Origin of the sequence: Rhodococcus sp. 06-221-2 (genome assembly GCF_002258365.1) — a bacterium.
Lineage (GTDB): Bacteria > Actinomycetota > Actinomycetes > Mycobacteriales > Mycobacteriaceae > Rhodococcoides > Rhodococcoides fascians.
In genome coordinates this window covers 200,103-217,689 of sequence record NZ_NOYJ01000024.1, presented here as the reverse complement: position 1 = coordinate 217,689, position 17,587 = coordinate 200,103, and the positions used below count along the sequence as shown (strand labels likewise).

Below are 17,587 nucleotides of genomic sequence, written 5' to 3'. Positions count from 1 at the left end.
GCCCTACACAGTATTGTTGAACAATGGATGACATGGTCGGTGCGCTTCGGCCACGAGTACGAGACTTCCCGGCGTCGGCGAGTTACGCGCTCACCGTCGCAGAATTGCTTGCACTCCCCAGCCTCTCCGGGTCCACTCTTGTTGCGGGCGAGCAGGGACTCGAGAATGTGGTTCGACGCGTCAACGTCATCGAAGTTCCCGACATCCTGCCGTGGGTGAAACCGAACGAACTGCTGTTGACAACGGGTTTCCCACTGCGGCATGCAGATTCGGGCCGCCCGTTCGATGCCGGTGCCCTGGTGGAGTTGGTCGAAGGACTTGCCGAACGCGGTGCGGCCGCGCTCGGAGTCAAAAAAGGACGCTACTTCGGAGACGTGCCCGCTGCGATGATCGAGGCAGCAGATCGACTCGGCCTGCCGCTCTTCCTCATTCGCCGAGATGTCGGCTTCGACGAGGTCATCTCCGAGGTGTTCACCCACCTCGTCGACCGGCAGGCGTGGGCGTTGGATATCGCCGATCGCATGCATCGAGCACTGACCTCGATCGTGCTCGAAGGCGGCGATCTACCGCAGATCGCCGACGAGGTCGCCACGCTCTTCGAGGCATCGGTGCTCATCTGCACTCCGGACGGTCGAGTCCAGGCCACAGCAGGAGCAGACGCAGATCTTGCGGCCCTGGAAGAGATGCCCCTGTTCGACCCGTCCGGTCGTCTGCTCACCGAACGGCTCCACGAAGGCCTGCAACCGGTACCGGGCGACAGCGGGCACCGCATTGCCGTCGCACCGATCATCGCGGGCGGCACCGACCACGGACTGATCGTGGCTGTGGCCGCCGCCGAACGACTCGGTCCCGTCACGATGCAATCCCTCGAACGCGCGGCCACCGTCGTGGCGTTGGCGGTCATCAAGAAGCTTGCCGTCTCTGCCGTCGAGTCCAAGTTTCGGGGCGATTTTCTGCGTGACGTCCTCAACGGCGCAACCGAATCCCCCGAACAGATCATCGAGTACTGCACCCAGCTCGACTGGGACGTGGATCGAAGCATGGTGGTCATCGTGGCCCAATTGGACGAGATCGCCGAAGTTGCCGTGAGCAATTCGGTGAAGCCGGCCGTGTCCGGCCGCCTGCCGCAGGAGCGGCTGACCGCGGCATGGCAGCAGGTGGTTCGCCGGCGCGATCGACGGGCTCCCGTCGTGGGGTTCAGCAACGAGGTCGTCACGCTCATGCCGGCCGAACCCGGCACCGAACGGGACGTCGTCGAGGATCTGATCGCCTCCGTCGCCGGAGACAAGGGCGGCGGACGAAACTCGTTCGGCGCGGGCGTAAGCCGCGTCATCGACTCCGTTGCCGACATTCCGCGCGCCTACGATCAAGCCCGCAAAGCAGTCGTCGTAGGACGCCGTATGCGCGGAAACGGATCGGTAGCGCATTTCGACGGCCTCGGTGTGCATCGACTGCTGTCACTGGTCACCGACGGAGCCGAGCTGCAGGCCTTCGCAACCGAGGTGTTGGGCTCACTCGCGGGCGACGACGCCGATGCCGTCGACCTGCGCCAGACGTTGCAGGCGCTGCTGGACACCAACTGCAACGTGGCAGAGACCGCCCGCGTCTTGCATTTCCACTACAACACACTCCGCTACCGCATCGGCAAGCTGGAGTCCATCGTCGGCCCGTTCACCACCGATCCGATTCTGCGCCTGGATGTAGCGCTGGCGCTGCGGGTCGCGGAGATGAAGGGGCTGTGACACCACCCGAGGAGACACCCAGTGCCTGAGGGCAATTCGATCGGAACCGATGCCGTCGCACTCGCGGCAGCAGTGCGCGCCGGCACCGTGTCCGCGCGCGAGGTGACCGAGCAGCACCTCGAACACATCGGCCGAATCAACACCGAACTCAATGCGATCGTCACCGTCGCTGCCGAATCGGCACTGCTGGCAGCCGACGGAATCGATGCCCGCATCGCCCGCGGCGAGCGGGTCGGCGACCTCGCCGGAGTGCCGTTCACGGTCAAGGACCTGATCGCCACCGCCGGAGTTCGCACCACGGCGGGTTCACATGCGCTCGCGGACAATGTCCCTCGCGTCGACGCTCCCGCCGTTGCTCGGATGCGCGCCCAGGGCGCAGTCCTGATCGGTAAGACCAACACACCCGAGTTCGGTGCCAGCGGACTCACGCACAACGACCTGTTCGGCTACACCGTCAACCCGCTCTCCCCCGCCGACACGAAGCTGTCACCAGGCGGGAGCAGTGGCGGTGAGTCGGCGGCCATCGCGTCGGGCATGAGCGTGGTGGGACTGGGCACCGATTTCGGTGGCTCGGTGCGGTGGCCCGCGCACTGCACCGGTCTGTGCTCTATCAGGCCGACACCGGGCCGAATCGACTCCGAGGGGCAGTATCCCGGTGTCATGAGCGACAGCCGAGTGCTAACGAACCCGGCGACCATGCACGGCACCGTGCAGACCATCGGACCTATGGCCCGCACGCTCGACGACGTGAGCCTGGTGCTGCGCGTGCTGTCGCAGCCGCAGTACACCTGGACCGACCCTGCGACCGTGGACCTCCGCGAGCTCGATATCCATTGGGCGACAGGTGAAGGCACGATTCCGGTCGATGCGGAGATCCGCGCTGCCGTCGAGGCCGCAGCTCTGCGCACAGAGCCGTTCGTCGGATCGGTGACGCCGTACGAGGGCACCGCACTACACGGCGCTCATGAGCTGTTCACACAGATGCGGGCCTGCGAAACCCAAACGGACATCGAGCAATACGGCCCCGCCGAGTTCAGCGCCAACATCCGGGCCATCCTTGCTGCCGTCGGAACCACCACGGCCGCAGACGTCGAGGCACTGTGGGCTCGACGCGCCGAGATGCAGCACCAGCTGGTGTCCACGATGGGCGACGTCCTGATACTTCCCGTTGCATCGATCCTCGCCCCTCCTCTCGGTGAGACGAGCTTCGAGGTCGAGGGTGCATCTCTGTCCTGGTCGCAGGCGTTGGCGAGCAGCCGAGCGATCAGCATCCTCGGGGTGCCCTCGGTGGTGATTCCCGTTGCCACCTCCAGTAGCGGTCTGCCGATCGGGGTGCAGATCATCGCCAAGCCGTGGCACGAGCATCACGCTCTTGCCGTCGCCGCCGCTCTGACGTAGCCCGCGCGGTCCGTCCATCCGTACCGCGACGGCAGGTTCTTACAACGACCCGCTGTCGATTTGGTCGAAATGTGTTTCATGGTCGGCCCGCGCCAGCAACTAGCGTGATGGGCATCACTCATCCGGTCGAAAGGCGGCGGCATGCGCGACATTCTCGACGACGTGGCCCCGTGGCTGCGCGAACGTGAGCCGTTCGCCCTGGCCACGGTGGTACGTACGTGGCAGTCGTCACCGCGCCCTGCGGGTGCGGCCATGGCGGTCGCCGCGTCCGGTCAGGTCGTCGGCAGCGTTTCCGGCGGCTGCATCGAAGGTGCCCTGTACGAGCTGGCGAACGACGTCCTCACCGACGGCATGGCCAGGAGCGAGACCTACCGGGTAGCGGACGACGACGCGATCGGCGTCGGCCTCACCTGCGGCGGCACCATCGAGGTGTTCGTTCGTCTCATCGACAGCGACGCGTGCGCGGTACTCGAAGACGTCGCTCGTCTGGTCTCGAGCGGCGAGCCGGTGGCCGTGCTCACCGACCTCACCACCGGGGCCCCGACGCGGCTGGCGGTTCTGGGAACGGAGGCAACCGTCGATTCCGACGGTCTCACCGACATCGAGTCCGACGGTTCGAGCGTGAGTCTCGCCGTTCTCGACCGACTGCACCGCGGCGAGTCCGGCTTGGACATTCGCATCGCCGACGACGGCGCGCGGTCCGTCCTGGTCGAGTTGTTCGGACCACCGCCCCGGATGTACGTATTCGGTGCCATCGATTTCGCCGCCGCGATGTGCCGCCTGGGCACGTTCGCCGGCTTCGCCGTCACCGTCGTCGACGCCCGCCCGGTGTTCGCCACCCGAGCCCGATTCCCCGACGCGCACGACGTCGTGGTGGCGTGGCCGCACACGTTCCTCGCTACTGCGCCGGTGGACGAGCGCACCGTCATCACCGTTCTCACCCACGACGAGAAGTTCGACATTCCGTTGCTCGAGGTTGCGCTGCGCAGTGGTGCCGCCTACGTGGGCGCGCTGGGCAGTCGGTCCACCCACCGCCGCCGGGTGGAATTGCTCGGCGAGCGCGGGGTGACCGACAGCGAGCTGGCGCGGCTGCACTCCCCCATCGGGCTGGATCTCGGTGCTTCCACTCCACCGGAAACGGCGATCTCCATCGTGGCCGAGATCCTCAAGGTCTCACGGCAGACGACCGGGCTCGAATTGCGAAGTCTCAGTGGGCCGATCCACCGCGATGCCGCTGTCGAGATCGACGCGACATCACCCGTTCGATCGGCCGTCAGGTGCTGACACTGCACGACGAGCGACGCTCGCCCACCACGGAGGTACCCCATACCGTCGAGACCGTGCTGGGCTCGAACCTGCTGGCGCACGCCACGTTGCTCGCCGGTCGCGCCGGCCTCGGCCGGCCGGTACGCAGAATCAATCATGTCGACGACCCCGCCGGCATTCGGTTCTGGATTCGGCCGGGTGACCTGTTGTCCACGACGAGCGAGGCCCTCACGCACCTGACGGAGCCGACGGCAGCGCTGCTGTCCCGAGCGCATTCCCTCGGCGTTGCCGGGATTCTGGTGCGGGTGGACGACGACATCGCCGTTCCGGACTGCGTCGGCGTGAGTGCCGAGACACTGGGCCTGCCGCTGGTTCAGGTCTGCGGCGAACTCGACCCCGGGCACGATCTCACCGCGGGCCTACGCGACAACGCAAAGACGCAGGCACGAGCGATGTTTCGGTCCGAACGTCTGCGCCGGGCATTGACCGACATCACGCTCGCCGGCGGCGGGGTGGCACAACTGGCATTCGCAACCTCGGTCGAATGCGATGTGGCGGTGTCGATCACCACGGTTGACGGACGCGAACTTGCCTCGGCGGGCAGTGACGTCGAACTGTGTGCCCTCCGCGCCAGCACCGCCCTCGATCCCACCGGAAGACTGCGCACCGACTCCGTCGACGGCGGCCTCGGTCTCCGTTCGCAACAGAGCAATTCGATCGCGGTATGCGCCATCACTGCCAACGGAATCGACCATGGACGCATCGTCATGTTCTCCTCACGTCGCCCTCTGACGGAATCGGACCTGCACACTGCCGACGCGGCCGCAGGCGTGTTGGCGATGGTCGTCACTCGCGATCTCGCGCTGTCGGCAGTCGAGGAGAAACACCGATCGAATTTTCTGCGCGATCTTCTCCTGGGCCGAGGCGGCGAGCACGCACACGCGGTGGCGCATGCACGACGCTTCGGCTGGAATCTCGGCAGGCCGGTGGTGATCGTCGCGATCGAACCGATCCCACACCTCGACGACGAACCGACGCCCGGCCGCAGGCCACTCGTCGATCGGCAGATGTCGGCTTTCGCAGGTGCTCTGGCACAACGAGATCCGCAGGCCGCCATCGCCGCCCTCGGCACCGAAACCGTCATCATCATGGGCGAACGTCCCACGACGGTCGCGGACGTGCACGAAATCGTCGAACGAGTACACGGAGACGGCGGCGGGGGTCGACAACCGTTCACGGTCGGGATCTCGCGTCCGTGCGCCACGGTGTCCGACATTCCCAGCAGATACGGCCAGGCGCGTACCGCGTTGAAGGTCGGCCGGCAGGTATCCGGGGACTGGGCCGTCACCACGTTCGACGAACTCGGCGTGTTCCGACTACTGAGCCTGGTGGACAACGTCGACGAGCTCGAATCGTTCACCCGGGAAACCCTGCACGACCTCGCCGGGCACGACGACGAGGCACGCGACATGCGCAGAACGCTGGAGACGTTGCTGGCCACCAACATCAACATCGCCGAAACCGCTCGGGCACTGCACTTTCACTACAACACCTTGCGATACCGAATAACGAAACTCGAAAAGATACTGGGCCCCTTCACCGATCGCGCCGATTTACGCCTGGATCTTTCCCTTGCGCTGAAAATCATGGCCATGCGCGGAACCGACCACCACATGTGACGGACCCGCCATCGAGCGCTTGGCAGATTGCGCTCGTAGCGATTTGGAAATGCGTCAGTAACGTTGCAGGACAATGCTTTACCCATCCCACGAACCACCCCGGTTCGGTACGTTGGAGAAAGGCTCGACATGCCTATCTGGAAGATTCACGGAGACGGAAAGAATGTTCGACCGGGTGACGTCGTCGCGCCGAACGAACGGTTGAACTGGGGCCGCACCATCAGTCTCGGCGGCCAACATGTGGTGTCGATGTTCGGGGCCACGTTCGTCTTCCCCATCATCATGGGGCTCAATCCTCAACTCGCCATTCTGATGTCGGGCTTCTGCACCATCTTCTTCCTGCTCATGGTCAAGGGCCGCATCCCCAGCTACCTCGGCACGTCCGCGGTGTTCGTCGGCGGTGTCGCGGCCATCCGAGCGCAGGGTGGAACGTCGGCCGAGGTCACCGGGGCCATCCTGGTATCAGGTCTCGTCCTCGCACTGGCCGGACTCGCCATCCATTTCATGGGCGGCGGCGTCGTGGTGCGGGTGCTACCCCCGGTCGTCACCGGTGCGGTGGTCATGTTGATCGGCTTCAATCTCGCGCCCGTCGTAGCCAGCACCTACTGGCCGCAGGACCAATGGGTCGCTCTCGCAGTGATGTTCGTGCTCATCGTCATGAGCGTGGCGTTGCGCGGGTTCCTCGGTCGGATCGCGATTCTGCTGTCGCTGGTGTTCGGGTACGCGCTGTCCTGGATCCTCGACCTCGTATCCGGGCCCATCACGTCCTACGACGCCACGGCCGGCGAGGTCACCGAGCACTTCCGCGTCAACTGGTCGGGTGTCGAGGCGTCGCAGTGGTTCGGGCTCCCGCCGTTCAGCGACGAGGCCAACGGCATCGTCGGCATTCACGCACCGTCGTTCAGCCTCGCCTTCATCGTTCTCGTCCTCCCCGGTGTCATCGCTCTGATCGCCGAAAATGCAGGGCACGTCAAGGCTGTCGCGGAAATGACCGGTGACGATCTCGACCCGATGATGGGCCGGGCACTCGCTGCCGACGGTATCGCGACGGTCATGGCCAGCTCGGTCGGTGGTTCACCGACGACGACCTACGCCGAGAACATCGGCGTCATGGCGGCGACCAAGGTCTATTCGACGGCGGCATACACGGCGGCCGGAATCATCGCGATGATCCTCGGATTCTCGCCGAAGTTCGGCGCGCTGATCTCGGCCACTCCCGGCGGCGTACTCGGCGGTATCACCGTCGTCCTCTACGGCATGATCGGCCTGCTGGGTGCCAAGATCTGGCGCGAGAACGGTGTCGACTTCGGCAACCCGCTCAACATGATGCCGGTTGCCGCGGGTCTGATCATCGCGATCGGCGACACCTCGCTCGTCTTCAGCGATTCGTTCTCGTTGAGCGGTATCTCCCTCGGCACGATCGTCGTTATCGGGCTCTACCACCTGTGCGCTCGCATTGCCCCGGCCCACATGAAGACACCGGTCGACGCGTCGCCTCGGCATCGATCCTCCTCTACCACAGCACGTTCCGACGGCAGCGACGGAGACGGGGTTGCCGGCGAGGTCGACACCCTGAAGCCGTTGCGGTAACGAGCGATTGCAACACTGGGGCGTGACGTTTGTCACCTCTTGACGAAACACTTACAGGCACAGGCAGGCAGGATCGGGATATGAAACCTTCTCCATTGAAATACCATCGGCCGCGGTCGATCGAGGAGGCGTGCCGCATCCTGGCCGAGGTCGACGGCAAGGTGCTGGCCGGCGGTCAGTCCCTCATTCCGATGCTGTCGATGCGCCTGGCCGCTCCCGGGAACCTGATCGACATCACCGGTATCGACGGTCTCGACGACATCACCGGGTCGACCCAGTCGGGCGTCACGTTCGCGGCCCTGGCCACGCACGCGTCGCTCGCGTCGAACCGGGCTGCCGCTCAGACGCAGCCGTTGCTCGGACGGGCACTGCAGTTGGTGGCCCACGCGACCATCCGGAACCGTGGGACCACCGTTGGATCCATCGTGCATGCCGACCCGTCGGCGGAGATGCCTGCCGTCATACGGTTGCTCGACGGTTCGGTCACGGTGCAGTCCGTCCGCGGCCGCCGAGAGATCGCGGTGAAAGATCTGTTCCTCGGGCCGCTGGAGTCCTCGCTCGAAACCGACGAGATCGCGATCGCCGCAACGGTTCCCGCCGCCAAGTCCGGCGAGGGCACGGCCATCGACGAGGTTGCCCGCCGACACGGTGACTACGCGCTCGTCGGAGTCGCGGCCCGCGTCACCGTTGCCGACAACGCAGTACGCACCGCGCACGTCACCTATGTGTCCGCCGGAGAATTCGGCGAGGTCGTCGACTACACCGACGTCATCGGTGGGGCCGCCGTGTCCGACGCACGTGATCCGAAGTGGAACGCGTTGTCGGAGGACGCACGTCGACGCGTCGAGACCGAGTCCGATATTCATGCCACCGCGGCATACCGATCCCAACTCGTCGCAGCACTGACCGCACGGGTGGTGATGGCCGCCGCAGTCGACGGCGCGTCGTCGATGTCCACTCACCCGCAGCACGCCGATTCCGGAGTGAACCACTGATGAAGACAACAGATATCGAACAGCAGTTGGACGATCTGATGGCGGAGACCGGTGAACAACACGTACAGGTGACGTTCACCCTCAACGCAACCAAGCAGACGATCGTCGTCCCGGCCCGCACCCTCGCGTCGGACGCCATCCGCCACGACCTTCGTCAGACCGGCACCCACGTGGGATGCGAGCACGGCGTGTGCGGCGCGTGCACGGTGCTCCTCGACGGCAAGCCGGTCCGCGCCTGCCTGATGCTCGCCGCGAGCCTCGAGGGGCAGACCGTCACCACGGTCGAGGGCCTCGTCGAGCCGGACGGCACTCTGCATCCCGTGCAGCAGGCCTTCAAGGACTGCCACGGTCTGCAGTGCGGTTTCTGCACACCGGGATTCGTCACGACGATCGCCGCGTTCCTCGACGAGAACGATTCGCCGACGCAGGAGGAGGCCACAGAGGCCATCGCCGGCAACATCTGTCGGTGTACCGGCTATCAGAACATCAAGGCTTCGGTGCTGCGCGCCGCCGAGATCAAACGCGAACGGGCGGGCGAGTTTCCGCTCGGTCCCGACGACGAGTCGAGTCGTGCCGCACTCGACCGCAAGGTACGCGGATCCACCAGTCCCGTCGGCGGACGGATGGGCCGAGCATGAGCACCACGCGCACCGCACCGCCGCACACTCCCACCAACACCGCTCCCCTGTTCGGCCAGCCGCTGTCACGGTCGGAGGACGAGCGGCTGCTCAGCGGCAAGGGCAAGTATCTCGACGATCTCGGTCACGGCGCACTGATCGCTGCCTTCGTGCGCTCCCCGCATGCACATGCACGCATCACCGCCATCGATGTCGACGACGCGCTGGCCATGCCGGGCGTGCACGCGGTGTACACCTACGACGATCTCGAAGCGGACTCGGCCGAGATGGCCGAAGGGCTGCCGCTGCTGATCCCCCATCCGGCAATCGTGGCTCCGAGAAACGGATTCCCGCTCGCCAAGGACGAGGTCAATCACGTCGGTGAGGCCATCGTCATGGTCATCGCAACGAACCGCTACGTGGCCGAAGATGCCTGCGCGGTCATCGACGTCCGCTACGACATCCTCGAACCCGTGGTCGGCATCGACACCGCGCGCTTCGCGGCGCGGCGAGTACACGACGACGTTCCGGACAACGTGGCCGCGCACCTGCAGCACGGTTTCGGAGACATCGACGCCGAACTCGCCGCTGCACCACACCGGATCACCCTCGACCTGAACATCGAGCGTTCGGCGGCGATGCCGATGGAGGGCAAAGGCGTCTACGCGCGCTGGGACAGTGACGAGGAGACGCTGACCTTCTGGTCGTCGACACAGACCTCCACGTCGGTGCGCGCGGCCGTCGCGGCGCGACTCGGCATGGCGATGAACAAGATTCACTGCATCGCCCCGGATGTCGGTGGCGGCTTCGGCGTGAAGATCATGCACCCGTGGCCGGAGGAGGTGATGGTGACGTGGGCAGCTCGGCAGCTCGGCCGCGCTGGCATCTCCAACGAGGTCAAGTGGGTCGAGGACCGCCGCGAGCACTTCATCTCGAGCGCCCACGAACGCGCACAGGTCCAACAAGTCACCCTCGGTTTCGATGACGAGGGACGGCTGCTGGCGTTCGACTTCACCGTCTGGCACGACAACGGTGCGTACCTGCCCTACGGCATCATCGTGCTGATCAACACCGCGACGCAGGTACTCGGGCCCTACAAGCCGGTCTCGTTCCGCTGCAACGGTTATTCGCTGTACACCAACACCGTCATCGTCATTCCGTATCGAGGAGCGGGCCGCCCGCAGGGTGTGTTCGCGATGGAACGCTCGATGGACGCCATTGCCCAGTACCTCGGCAAGGACCGACTCGAGGTACGCGAGAAGAACCTGATCAGGCCCGAGGAGATGCCCTACGACTTCGGTTTGATGTTCCAGGACGGTCGACCGTTGATCTACGACACCGGCGACTACCAGGCCGGGATCGACAAGCTCAAGGCCCTGATCGACTGGGACGGATTCCCCGAATACAAGAAGCAGGCAGCCGCGCAGGGCCGCACCGTCGGTATCGGTGTCGGTGCCTACGTCGAGGGCACCGGCCCCGGGCCGTACGAGGGCGCGCACGTGCTCATCGAGAACTCGGGAAAGATCAAGGGCGCAACGGGGTTGACGACGCAGGGCCAGGGCCATCAGACGACGTTCGCGCAGATCGTCGCCGATGACCTGGGTGTCTCCATCGCCGACGTCGAGATCACCACCGGCGACACTCGTCGATTCGGTTATGCCGTCGGCACATTCGCCTCCCGCGGTGCGGTGATGTCCGGTTCGGCGTTCCACGTGGCCGCGCAGATGGTCGCCGAGAAAGCGAAGGTCATCGCCGGTCGTGCCCTCGATCTCGACCCCGTCGAGCTGGAACTGCGCGGCGGCTACGTCTGCAAGATCGGCACCGAACCCGGAGCAGAAGGCACATCCATCTCCCTCGGTGTTGTTGCCGTACTGTCCAATCCGCTGCGCTATGCCTTCGACAAGGAGTCGAGGCAGGCCACCGGGTTCGCCAAGATGGACACCGACATGACGATCCCGCCGGTGCCGGAGGGCGAACAGCCGGGCCTGGAAGCCACCGGTTACTACTCTCCCCCGCGCTCGACGTTCGCGTCGGGTATCCACGCGGCGATCGTGGAGACCGATCCGGTGACGGCCGAGATCCACGTCGAGCGGTATGCGGTGGTCCACGACTGCGGCAACGTCATCAACCCTCGGATCGTCGAGGGTCAGATTCACGGCGGTGTCGCCCAGGGAATCGGCGGCGCGTTGTACGAGAAGATCGCCTACGACGAGCACGGGCAGCTGCTGAACGCCTCGTTCATGGATTTCCTCATGCCGTTCGTCACCGAGGTTCCCGAGACAATCGAGATGGACCACACCGTCACCCCGTCCGGGCTCAATCCGTTGGGCATGAAGGGTGCCGGCGAAGCAGGCGTCATCCCCACCAGCGCCGTGATCGCGGCCGCCGTCGAAGACGCCGAGGGCTTTTCGATCACCTCGATGCCCATTTCACCGTCCGACCTGTACGAGCTGCGGCTGACCCACGCGGTCGTCCAGCCAACCGAGGAGATTTCATGAGAATCGCAGGAACCGCAACGCTGGCCGCACCGCCCGCCGAGGTCTACGACAGCATGCAGGACGGCCGAGTCCTGGCCGCGACCATCCCCGGAGTGCAATCGCTCGAGCAGTTGAGCGACGATCACTACAAGCTCTCGATCACCGCAGGTGTCGCGGCCATCAAGGGCACCTACGACGGTGAAGTGGTGCTCTCGCAACAGAACCGGCCCGAGTCGTTCGTCATGACCGCCTCCGGTGCCGGCGCACCGGGCACGGTGCGCGCCGACGTCACCATCAAGCTCGAGCCCACCGAGGGCGGCGGCACGATGCTCAGCTACGACGCCGACGCTGTGGTCGGCGGAATGGTCGGCGGGGTCGGTCAGCGCATGATCACCGGTGTCGCCAAGAAGATGGCCGGGGTGTTCTTCAACGGCCTCGACGGCGTCATCGCCAACGGAGTGCCGGACGCCGCTGCTGCTCCCGCGGAGATAGCCGCTACCGACACCGGTGCAGGCCCCACCGCCCTGCCCGTCGCCGCTGCCGGACGCGCTGTCGGTGCCGGTGCACCCGTTGCCGCGCAGTCCGTCCGCAGCACCCTGCTGGCCGCCGCAGCCGGTGCCGGCTTCGCACTGGCCGGAGTCGTGTTGGGCGGACTGCTCACTCGCTCGTCCTGTAACCGGTAACCCTGCACCGTCTCGGCTCACGACAAGGCCGCTCATCCCCGTAGATCGGGGGTGAGCGGCCTTTGTCGTTGCAAGTACTGCCAATTCGGAGCTGCTGCACGGCGCGCGAAGCTCAAATGCCCGGCGGGAGTTTGGCACCTTGTGACAAAGATTCCGAGAAGCAGAACGGGTCGAATATGAGTACACGTCAGGTACCCGCCGATCCGATCAACGGACGCGTGGCCTACGAACCATATCGAGGAGGAAGCGTGGAACCACGAAAGATTCGGGTCGGTATCGACACCGGTGGCACATTCACCGACGTCGTGGCAGTGGACGAGGAGTCGGGAGCCATGGTGACCACCAAGACTCCGTCGACGCCGAGTGATCCGGCCGAGGGATTCCTGACCGGCATCGACAAGGTACTGCGCCAGCTCGGCGTATCCGGCGATTCGCTCAGCGCCGTCAGCCACGGCACCACCGTCGCCACCAACAAGTTGCTCGAAGGCAAGGTGGAGAACCTGGGGTTCATCACCACCGAGGGTTACGAGCACGTACTCGAGATCGCGCGCCAGTCGGTTCCCGACGGCTATGGCAACTCGTACTTCTGGGTCAAGCCCGATCGCATCGTGCCCGCGCACCGCGTCCGCACCATTCGTGGCCGGCTCTCGTTCGACGGCAACGAGATTCGCCCCCTCAACGACGACGACGTGCGCGCCGCAGCCGCATTCTTCAAGGCCGAGGGCGTCAAAACGCTGGGTGTGTGCCTGGTGCACTCCTACGCCAACCCCGATCACGAACAGCGTGTCCGCGACATCCTGCTCGAGGAATACCCCGAGGCCACGGTCTCCATCTCCACCGAGGTGCTGCGCGAGTACCGCGAATTCGAGCGCGCCATCACCACATTGGTCGACGCGGCCGTCAAGCCGAACATTCGCAGCTACGTCAACAACATCGCCAACCGGCTGCGGGAGTTCGCCACCGAATCCGGCGACGCGCGCGACGTGCCGTTCTACGTCATGAAGTCGAATGGCGGCGTCCTGTCCGCCAAAGAGGTTGTGCATCAGCCCATCACCACCGTGCTCTCCGGCCCAGCTGCCGGCGCTCTGGGTGCGGCCCTGGTGGCCAGCGCTGCCGGCGTCGAGCAGGTGTTGACGTGCGACGGCGGCGGCACCTCCACCGATGTGACCGTCGTGGTCCGCGGCGAGCCCGCGCTCACCACCGAGGGACGCGTCGGCAACTACCCGTCGAAGATCCCGATGATCGACGTCGTCACCGTGGGTGCAGGCGGCGGGTCGATCGCCTGGATGACGCCCGAGGGCACGCTGCGCGTCGGGCCGCATTCTGCCGGAGCCGATCCCGGCCCCATGTGTTACGGCAACGGTGGGTCCGCTCCCACCATCACCGATGCCCACGTTCTGCTCGGCCGCATTCCTCCTCACCTGCTCGGCGGCGAGATCCCGCTCGATACCGACCTGGCGCGCAAGGGCATCGAAGACCTCGCGCATCAGCTCTCGCTCGAAGTCGAGGCCTGTGGCACCGGCATCCTCGAGGTGTCGGCCTGGAACCAGGCCAATGCGCTGCGGCAGATCTCGGTCAAGCGTGGTCTCGACGTTCGCGACTTCACGCTCGTCACGTTCGGCGGCTCCGGCTCGCTGCTGGCCTGCCGCCTGGTGGACATCCTGGGTCTGAAAGATGTTCTGGTACCCCTCAACCCGGGCAACGTGTCGGCGTTCGGTTTGCTGACCGTCGACGTGCGCAACGACTACGTGCAGACGCATGTCAGCCGGCACGACCGTCTGCGCGTCGAGGATCTGGAATCGGAGCTGGCCGTGCTGGCCTCTCGGGCCGACGAGGCGCTCGCCGGTGAGGGCTTTGCGGCCGAGGATCGTCGCTACGCACGCTCGGCCGATCTGCGCTACTTCGGTCAGGCCTTCGAGGTTCGGGTGCCGATCGCCGACGGCGAGATTACTCAGGCCACCATCGATCAGGCCGCCGAAGCGTTTCACGAAGCACACCGCGAGCTGTACGGCTACGACTTCCGCGGAGATCAGAGCCAGTTCGTCGAGTGGGTGAACCTGCGCGTCAGCGGTATCGGACCCATCAAGCGCCCGGTGCTGTCCGAGATCGCCGAGGGCAGCGGAGCCGAGAGTGCCCGCACCGGAACGCGTCAGGCCTACTTCGACGGCTGGCACGAGACCGCGATCTACAGCCGCGCCGATCTCGGTGCCGGTGACACGATCACCGGCCCGGCCGTCATCGAGGAATTCAGCTCCACCGTGCCGATCGATCCGGGCTTCTCCGCTCGCATCGACACGTTCGGCAACGTCCGCATCACCCGCACTCTCGACTCGAACGGAGCGAACTGATGACCGTCATCGACATGGTGAACAACAAGCCCTACCGGCTCTCTCCGGTCGACGCGCCTGCGCCTGATCCCGTTCTCGTCGAGATCGTGGCCGGCTACCTCGCAAGCGTCGAAATGGAGGTGGAGACGGCCATTTCGCGAACGTCGCGGTCACCGATGATCCGCGATGCCCACGACTTCCGCGCCGGAATCCACGACCGGAACCTTCGCAAGCTGACGGGCCGCTCCTACTCCGCGCTGGTGCATCCGGTCGCTCGCGACTTCCCGCTCGAGACGATGAAGCCGGGTGACGTCTACTTCCACAACGACGTCTATCTCTCCGAGGGTGGCATCGGGCACCTGCCCGATCTCTGCGTCACGGTGCCGGTGTTCGCGACCAAGCCCGGCGACACCGAGCCGTCGGTCGTTGCCTTCGTGCAGGCGTTCGGCCATCACGACGACATCGGCGGCTGCTGCCCCGGCTCCATGCCGTCCGGTGCCACCACCGTGTACGAAGAGGGCCTGATGGTTCCGCCGATCAAGCTGTGGGATCAGGGCGTACCCAACCAGGCTGCGTTGACGATCATGACGCGCAATTCCCGCATGCCCGACGCGTTGGCCGCCGATCTCGACGCCGAATGTTCCGCGTGCCTGATGGGTGCTCGGCGGATGACGGAGCTGTACGAGCGCTACGGCGTCGACACCGTCGAGGCGTGCTTCGACTCGATGATGGATGCCACCACCGAGATCTACCGCCGCGAGATCCTGAGCAAGATCCCGAAGGGCGAGTACACCTGGGAGGACTACGCCGAGCACGATGGCGTCGACGAGCCCATGTTGCACGTTCAGCGCATCACGTTGACCAAGACCGGCCCAGAGGACGAGCGCGGCGAGCGACTCATCCTCGACTTCACCGGCACCGGGCCACAGGCCAAGGGCCCGATCAACCACTGCGGTGATTACGCCGACGGCAACTTCCTGGCCAAATGGCTTGCGCCGGTGCTCCGCAACCTCGCAGACTCCCCCGAGCGCATGGCCGAGCTCGACGTCAACGAGGGCGTCATCCCGCTGATCGAGATGAAGTTCCCCGAAAAGGGCACGCTCATCACCCCGATCTTCCCGGCCCCGACCAACGCTCGGACGTTCGTCATCCTGCGCCTGCTCGGTGTGCTCGCCGGCGTCGTGGCAAAAGCTGTGGACGGCAACATGCCTGCCGATCAGGAAACCATCCGCTACACGGGCGTGTACGGCGACGACTTCGACGGCAACTCGTACCTCATGCGTGAGGTGCTCGGCGGCGGCTCCGGTGGACGGCATTACGCGGACGGTGAGGACACCATCCACGTTGTGCCCGATTCGCGGAACCTGCCCACCGAGTTCACCGAGAGCCGCTTCCCGTTCATCGTCGAAAAGCTCGGCCTCGCCAAGGATTCCGGCGGTGCCGGACGCTACCGCGGCGGCCTCGGTTACGAGAAGCACATCCGCATGCTCAAGGATGCGCATTTCATGTCCATCGCCGACCGTTCGATTCTCGCGTGCTGGGGCGTCAAGGGCGGCAAGGCCGGCGGATCGTTCTCGGTGACGCTGAATCCGGGTCAGCCCAACGAGCGCGAGTTCGACGCGTTGACCGATGCCGAACCGATCCTGGCCGGCGACACCATCCGCATCCGCACGACGGGTGGCGGCGGCTGGGGCGATCCGCTCGAGCGTCCCATCGAATCCGTCGAGCAGGACGTGCTGTGGGGCAAAGTCTCTCGCGAGTTCGCGGCCACGGACTATGGCGTCGTGATTGCCGAGGGCACAGCGACTGCGGATGTCGAAGCATCGGAGAAGCTTCGCGCGGAGATACGCAATGCACGCGGCCTCGATGAGCCGTTCTTCGATCGTGGGCCCGGCTACGAACGCCTCTCCGGTGGCGCGAAGTTCGCCGAGTACGACTTCATCGATCGCTGAGATCACCTGATGACTCTCGACGTTTCCCGTGGCACTGACATCGCGATCGTCGGTGCCACGGGTAAGACCGGACGAGCCGTCGCAGCTGCACTCGACGGTGTGGCGGTGGTACGGCGGCTGAGTCGTTCTGCTCCGGACTTTCCGGTGGACCTGGAGACCGGCGATGGACTGGTCGAGGCTTTCACCGGGTGCCGCGGGGTGTATTTCATTGCGCCCAATGTGCATCCGGACGAGCCGGCTCTACTCGTGCGGGCGCTGGACGCGGCGGCTTCGGCAGGGGTCGACCACGTCGTGTATCACTCGGTGGCCTGGCCGTACAGCCCGCGGATGCCGCATCACATGGACAAGGCACGCTGCGAGGAAGAGCTACGTGCTTTCAGTTCGGCGCGGGGCTTGCACTGGACCATCCTGCAGCCCTGCGCCTATGCACAGAACTTCGAGGCGGTTCTGGACGGGACTGCTGCCGATCTTGCTGTGCCCTACAGCCTGGACACCACGTTCTCGTTCATCAGCCTCGACGATGTGGCCGAGGTGGCAGCTCGAGTCCTCATCGAGGGGCCCGAGCTGCACCATGGGTCGACGTACGAGCTCGGTGGGCCGGAAGCGCTCAGTGTCCGAGACGTGGTTCGTCTGGTCGAGGTGGCCACCGGTCGTGTGGTCGCCTCGAAGTCCTCGAGTGTCGACGAATGGATGAGGCTGCACAGCGACTCGATGTCCGCCGATGAGCAACATCGGCTCGGGGCAATGTTCGAGTTCTACGACGACCGAGACTTTCTGGCCGGGAGTGCCGTCACCGCAGCCCTGTTGGGCCGGGAGCCGACGCCGGTACGTGCGCTGATCAGCTAGTCGTTTCTCGACGAG

The 17,587-nt window shown here is 65.5% G+C and carries 12 protein-coding genes; all 12 read left to right on the top strand.

Annotated features, from left to right (window positions below; all coding sequences use genetic code 11):
• Positions 1 to 23 precede the first annotated feature (23 nt).
• Entirely contained in the window at positions 24 to 1,742 is a 1,719-nt protein-coding gene (locus CH281_RS12445; RefSeq protein WP_094694406.1) for a PucR family transcriptional regulator, read from the top strand.
• A gap of 21 nt (positions 1,743 to 1,763) precedes the next feature.
• The gene (locus CH281_RS12440) at positions 1,764 to 3,140 is read left to right on the top strand and encodes an amidase (protein ID WP_094694404.1); all 1,377 of its coding nucleotides are present in this window, start codon (positions 1,764 to 1,766) and stop codon (positions 3,138 to 3,140) included.
• A 141-nt stretch (positions 3,141 to 3,281) separates the two neighbouring features.
• Positions 3,282 to 4,424, top strand: coding sequence for an XdhC family protein (locus CH281_RS12435; protein ID WP_094694403.1), 1,143 nt, complete (start codon positions 3,282 to 3,284; stop codon positions 4,422 to 4,424).
• Between the two features lie 56 nt (positions 4,425 to 4,480).
• Positions 4,481 to 6,085 carry a helix-turn-helix domain-containing protein gene (locus CH281_RS12430; protein ID WP_256983497.1) on the top strand — a complete coding sequence of 535 codons (1,605 nt, stop codon included), beginning with the start codon at positions 4,481 to 4,483 and terminating at the stop codon, positions 6,083 to 6,085.
• Between the two features lie 129 nt (positions 6,086 to 6,214).
• A complete protein-coding gene (locus CH281_RS12425; protein ID WP_045840797.1) occupies positions 6,215 to 7,675 on the top strand; it encodes a uracil-xanthine permease family protein in 1,461 nt (486 codons plus the stop codon).
• A gap of 80 nt (positions 7,676 to 7,755) precedes the next feature.
• On the top strand, positions 7,756 to 8,670 hold the full coding sequence (locus CH281_RS12420; RefSeq protein ID WP_094694399.1) for an FAD binding domain-containing protein: 915 nt from the start codon (positions 7,756 to 7,758) through the stop codon (positions 8,668 to 8,670).
• Positions 8,670 to 9,308: a (2Fe-2S)-binding protein gene (locus CH281_RS12415; RefSeq protein ID WP_027497753.1), complete on the top strand. Its 639-nt coding sequence runs from the start codon at positions 8,670 to 8,672 to the stop codon at positions 9,306 to 9,308. The genes CH281_RS12420 and CH281_RS12415 overlap by 1 nt, the downstream gene beginning before the upstream one ends.
• A complete protein-coding gene (cutA, locus tag CH281_RS12410) occupies positions 9,305 to 11,785 on the top strand; it encodes an aerobic carbon-monoxide dehydrogenase large subunit (protein ID WP_094694396.1) in 2,481 nt (826 codons plus the stop codon). Before CH281_RS12415 ends, cutA begins: the two co-directional genes overlap by 4 nt.
• Positions 11,782 to 12,447: an SRPBCC family protein gene (locus tag CH281_RS12405; protein ID WP_094694394.1), complete on the top strand. Its 666-nt coding sequence runs from the start codon at positions 11,782 to 11,784 to the stop codon at positions 12,445 to 12,447. Before cutA ends, CH281_RS12405 begins: the two co-directional genes overlap by 4 nt.
• 248 nt (positions 12,448 to 12,695) lie before the next feature.
• Positions 12,696 to 14,795 (top strand): hydantoinase/oxoprolinase family protein, encoded by a 2,100-nt coding sequence (locus CH281_RS12400; protein ID WP_027497755.1) that lies wholly within the window; start codon positions 12,696 to 12,698, stop codon positions 14,793 to 14,795.
• Positions 14,795 to 16,726, top strand: coding sequence for a hydantoinase B/oxoprolinase family protein (locus CH281_RS12395; RefSeq protein ID WP_094694392.1), 1,932 nt, complete (start codon positions 14,795 to 14,797; stop codon positions 16,724 to 16,726). The genes CH281_RS12400 and CH281_RS12395 overlap by 1 nt, the downstream gene beginning before the upstream one ends.
• Before the next feature lie 9 nt (positions 16,727 to 16,735).
• Positions 16,736 to 17,572: an SDR family oxidoreductase gene (locus CH281_RS12390; RefSeq protein WP_094694390.1), complete on the top strand. Its 837-nt coding sequence runs from the start codon at positions 16,736 to 16,738 to the stop codon at positions 17,570 to 17,572.
• Positions 17,573 to 17,587: the final 15 nt, after the last annotated feature.

What these genes read in the sequence shown, in the direction of transcription:
- CH281_RS12445 (WP_094694406.1), top strand. Translation starts at nt 24, where the DNA reads ATGGATGACATGGTCGGTGCGCTTCGGCCACGAGTACGAGACTTCCCG.
- CH281_RS12405 (WP_094694394.1), top strand. Translation starts at nt 11,782, where the DNA reads ATGAGAATCGCAGGAACCGCAACGCTGGCCGCACCGCCCGCCGAGGTC.
- CH281_RS12420 (WP_094694399.1), top strand. Translation starts at nt 7,756, where the DNA reads ATGAAACCTTCTCCATTGAAATACCATCGGCCGCGGTCGATCGAGGAG.
- cutA (WP_094694396.1), top strand. Translation starts at nt 9,305, where the DNA reads ATGAGCACCACGCGCACCGCACCGCCGCACACTCCCACCAACACCGCT.
- CH281_RS12390 (WP_094694390.1), top strand. Translation starts at nt 16,736, where the DNA reads ATGACTCTCGACGTTTCCCGTGGCACTGACATCGCGATCGTCGGTGCC.
- CH281_RS12435 (WP_094694403.1), top strand. Translation starts at nt 3,282, where the DNA reads ATGCGCGACATTCTCGACGACGTGGCCCCGTGGCTGCGCGAACGTGAG.
- CH281_RS12395 (WP_094694392.1), top strand. Translation starts at nt 14,795, where the DNA reads ATGACCGTCATCGACATGGTGAACAACAAGCCCTACCGGCTCTCTCCG.
- CH281_RS12415 (WP_027497753.1), top strand. Translation starts at nt 8,670, where the DNA reads ATGAAGACAACAGATATCGAACAGCAGTTGGACGATCTGATGGCGGAG.
- CH281_RS12425 (WP_045840797.1), top strand. Translation starts at nt 6,215, where the DNA reads ATGCCTATCTGGAAGATTCACGGAGACGGAAAGAATGTTCGACCGGGT.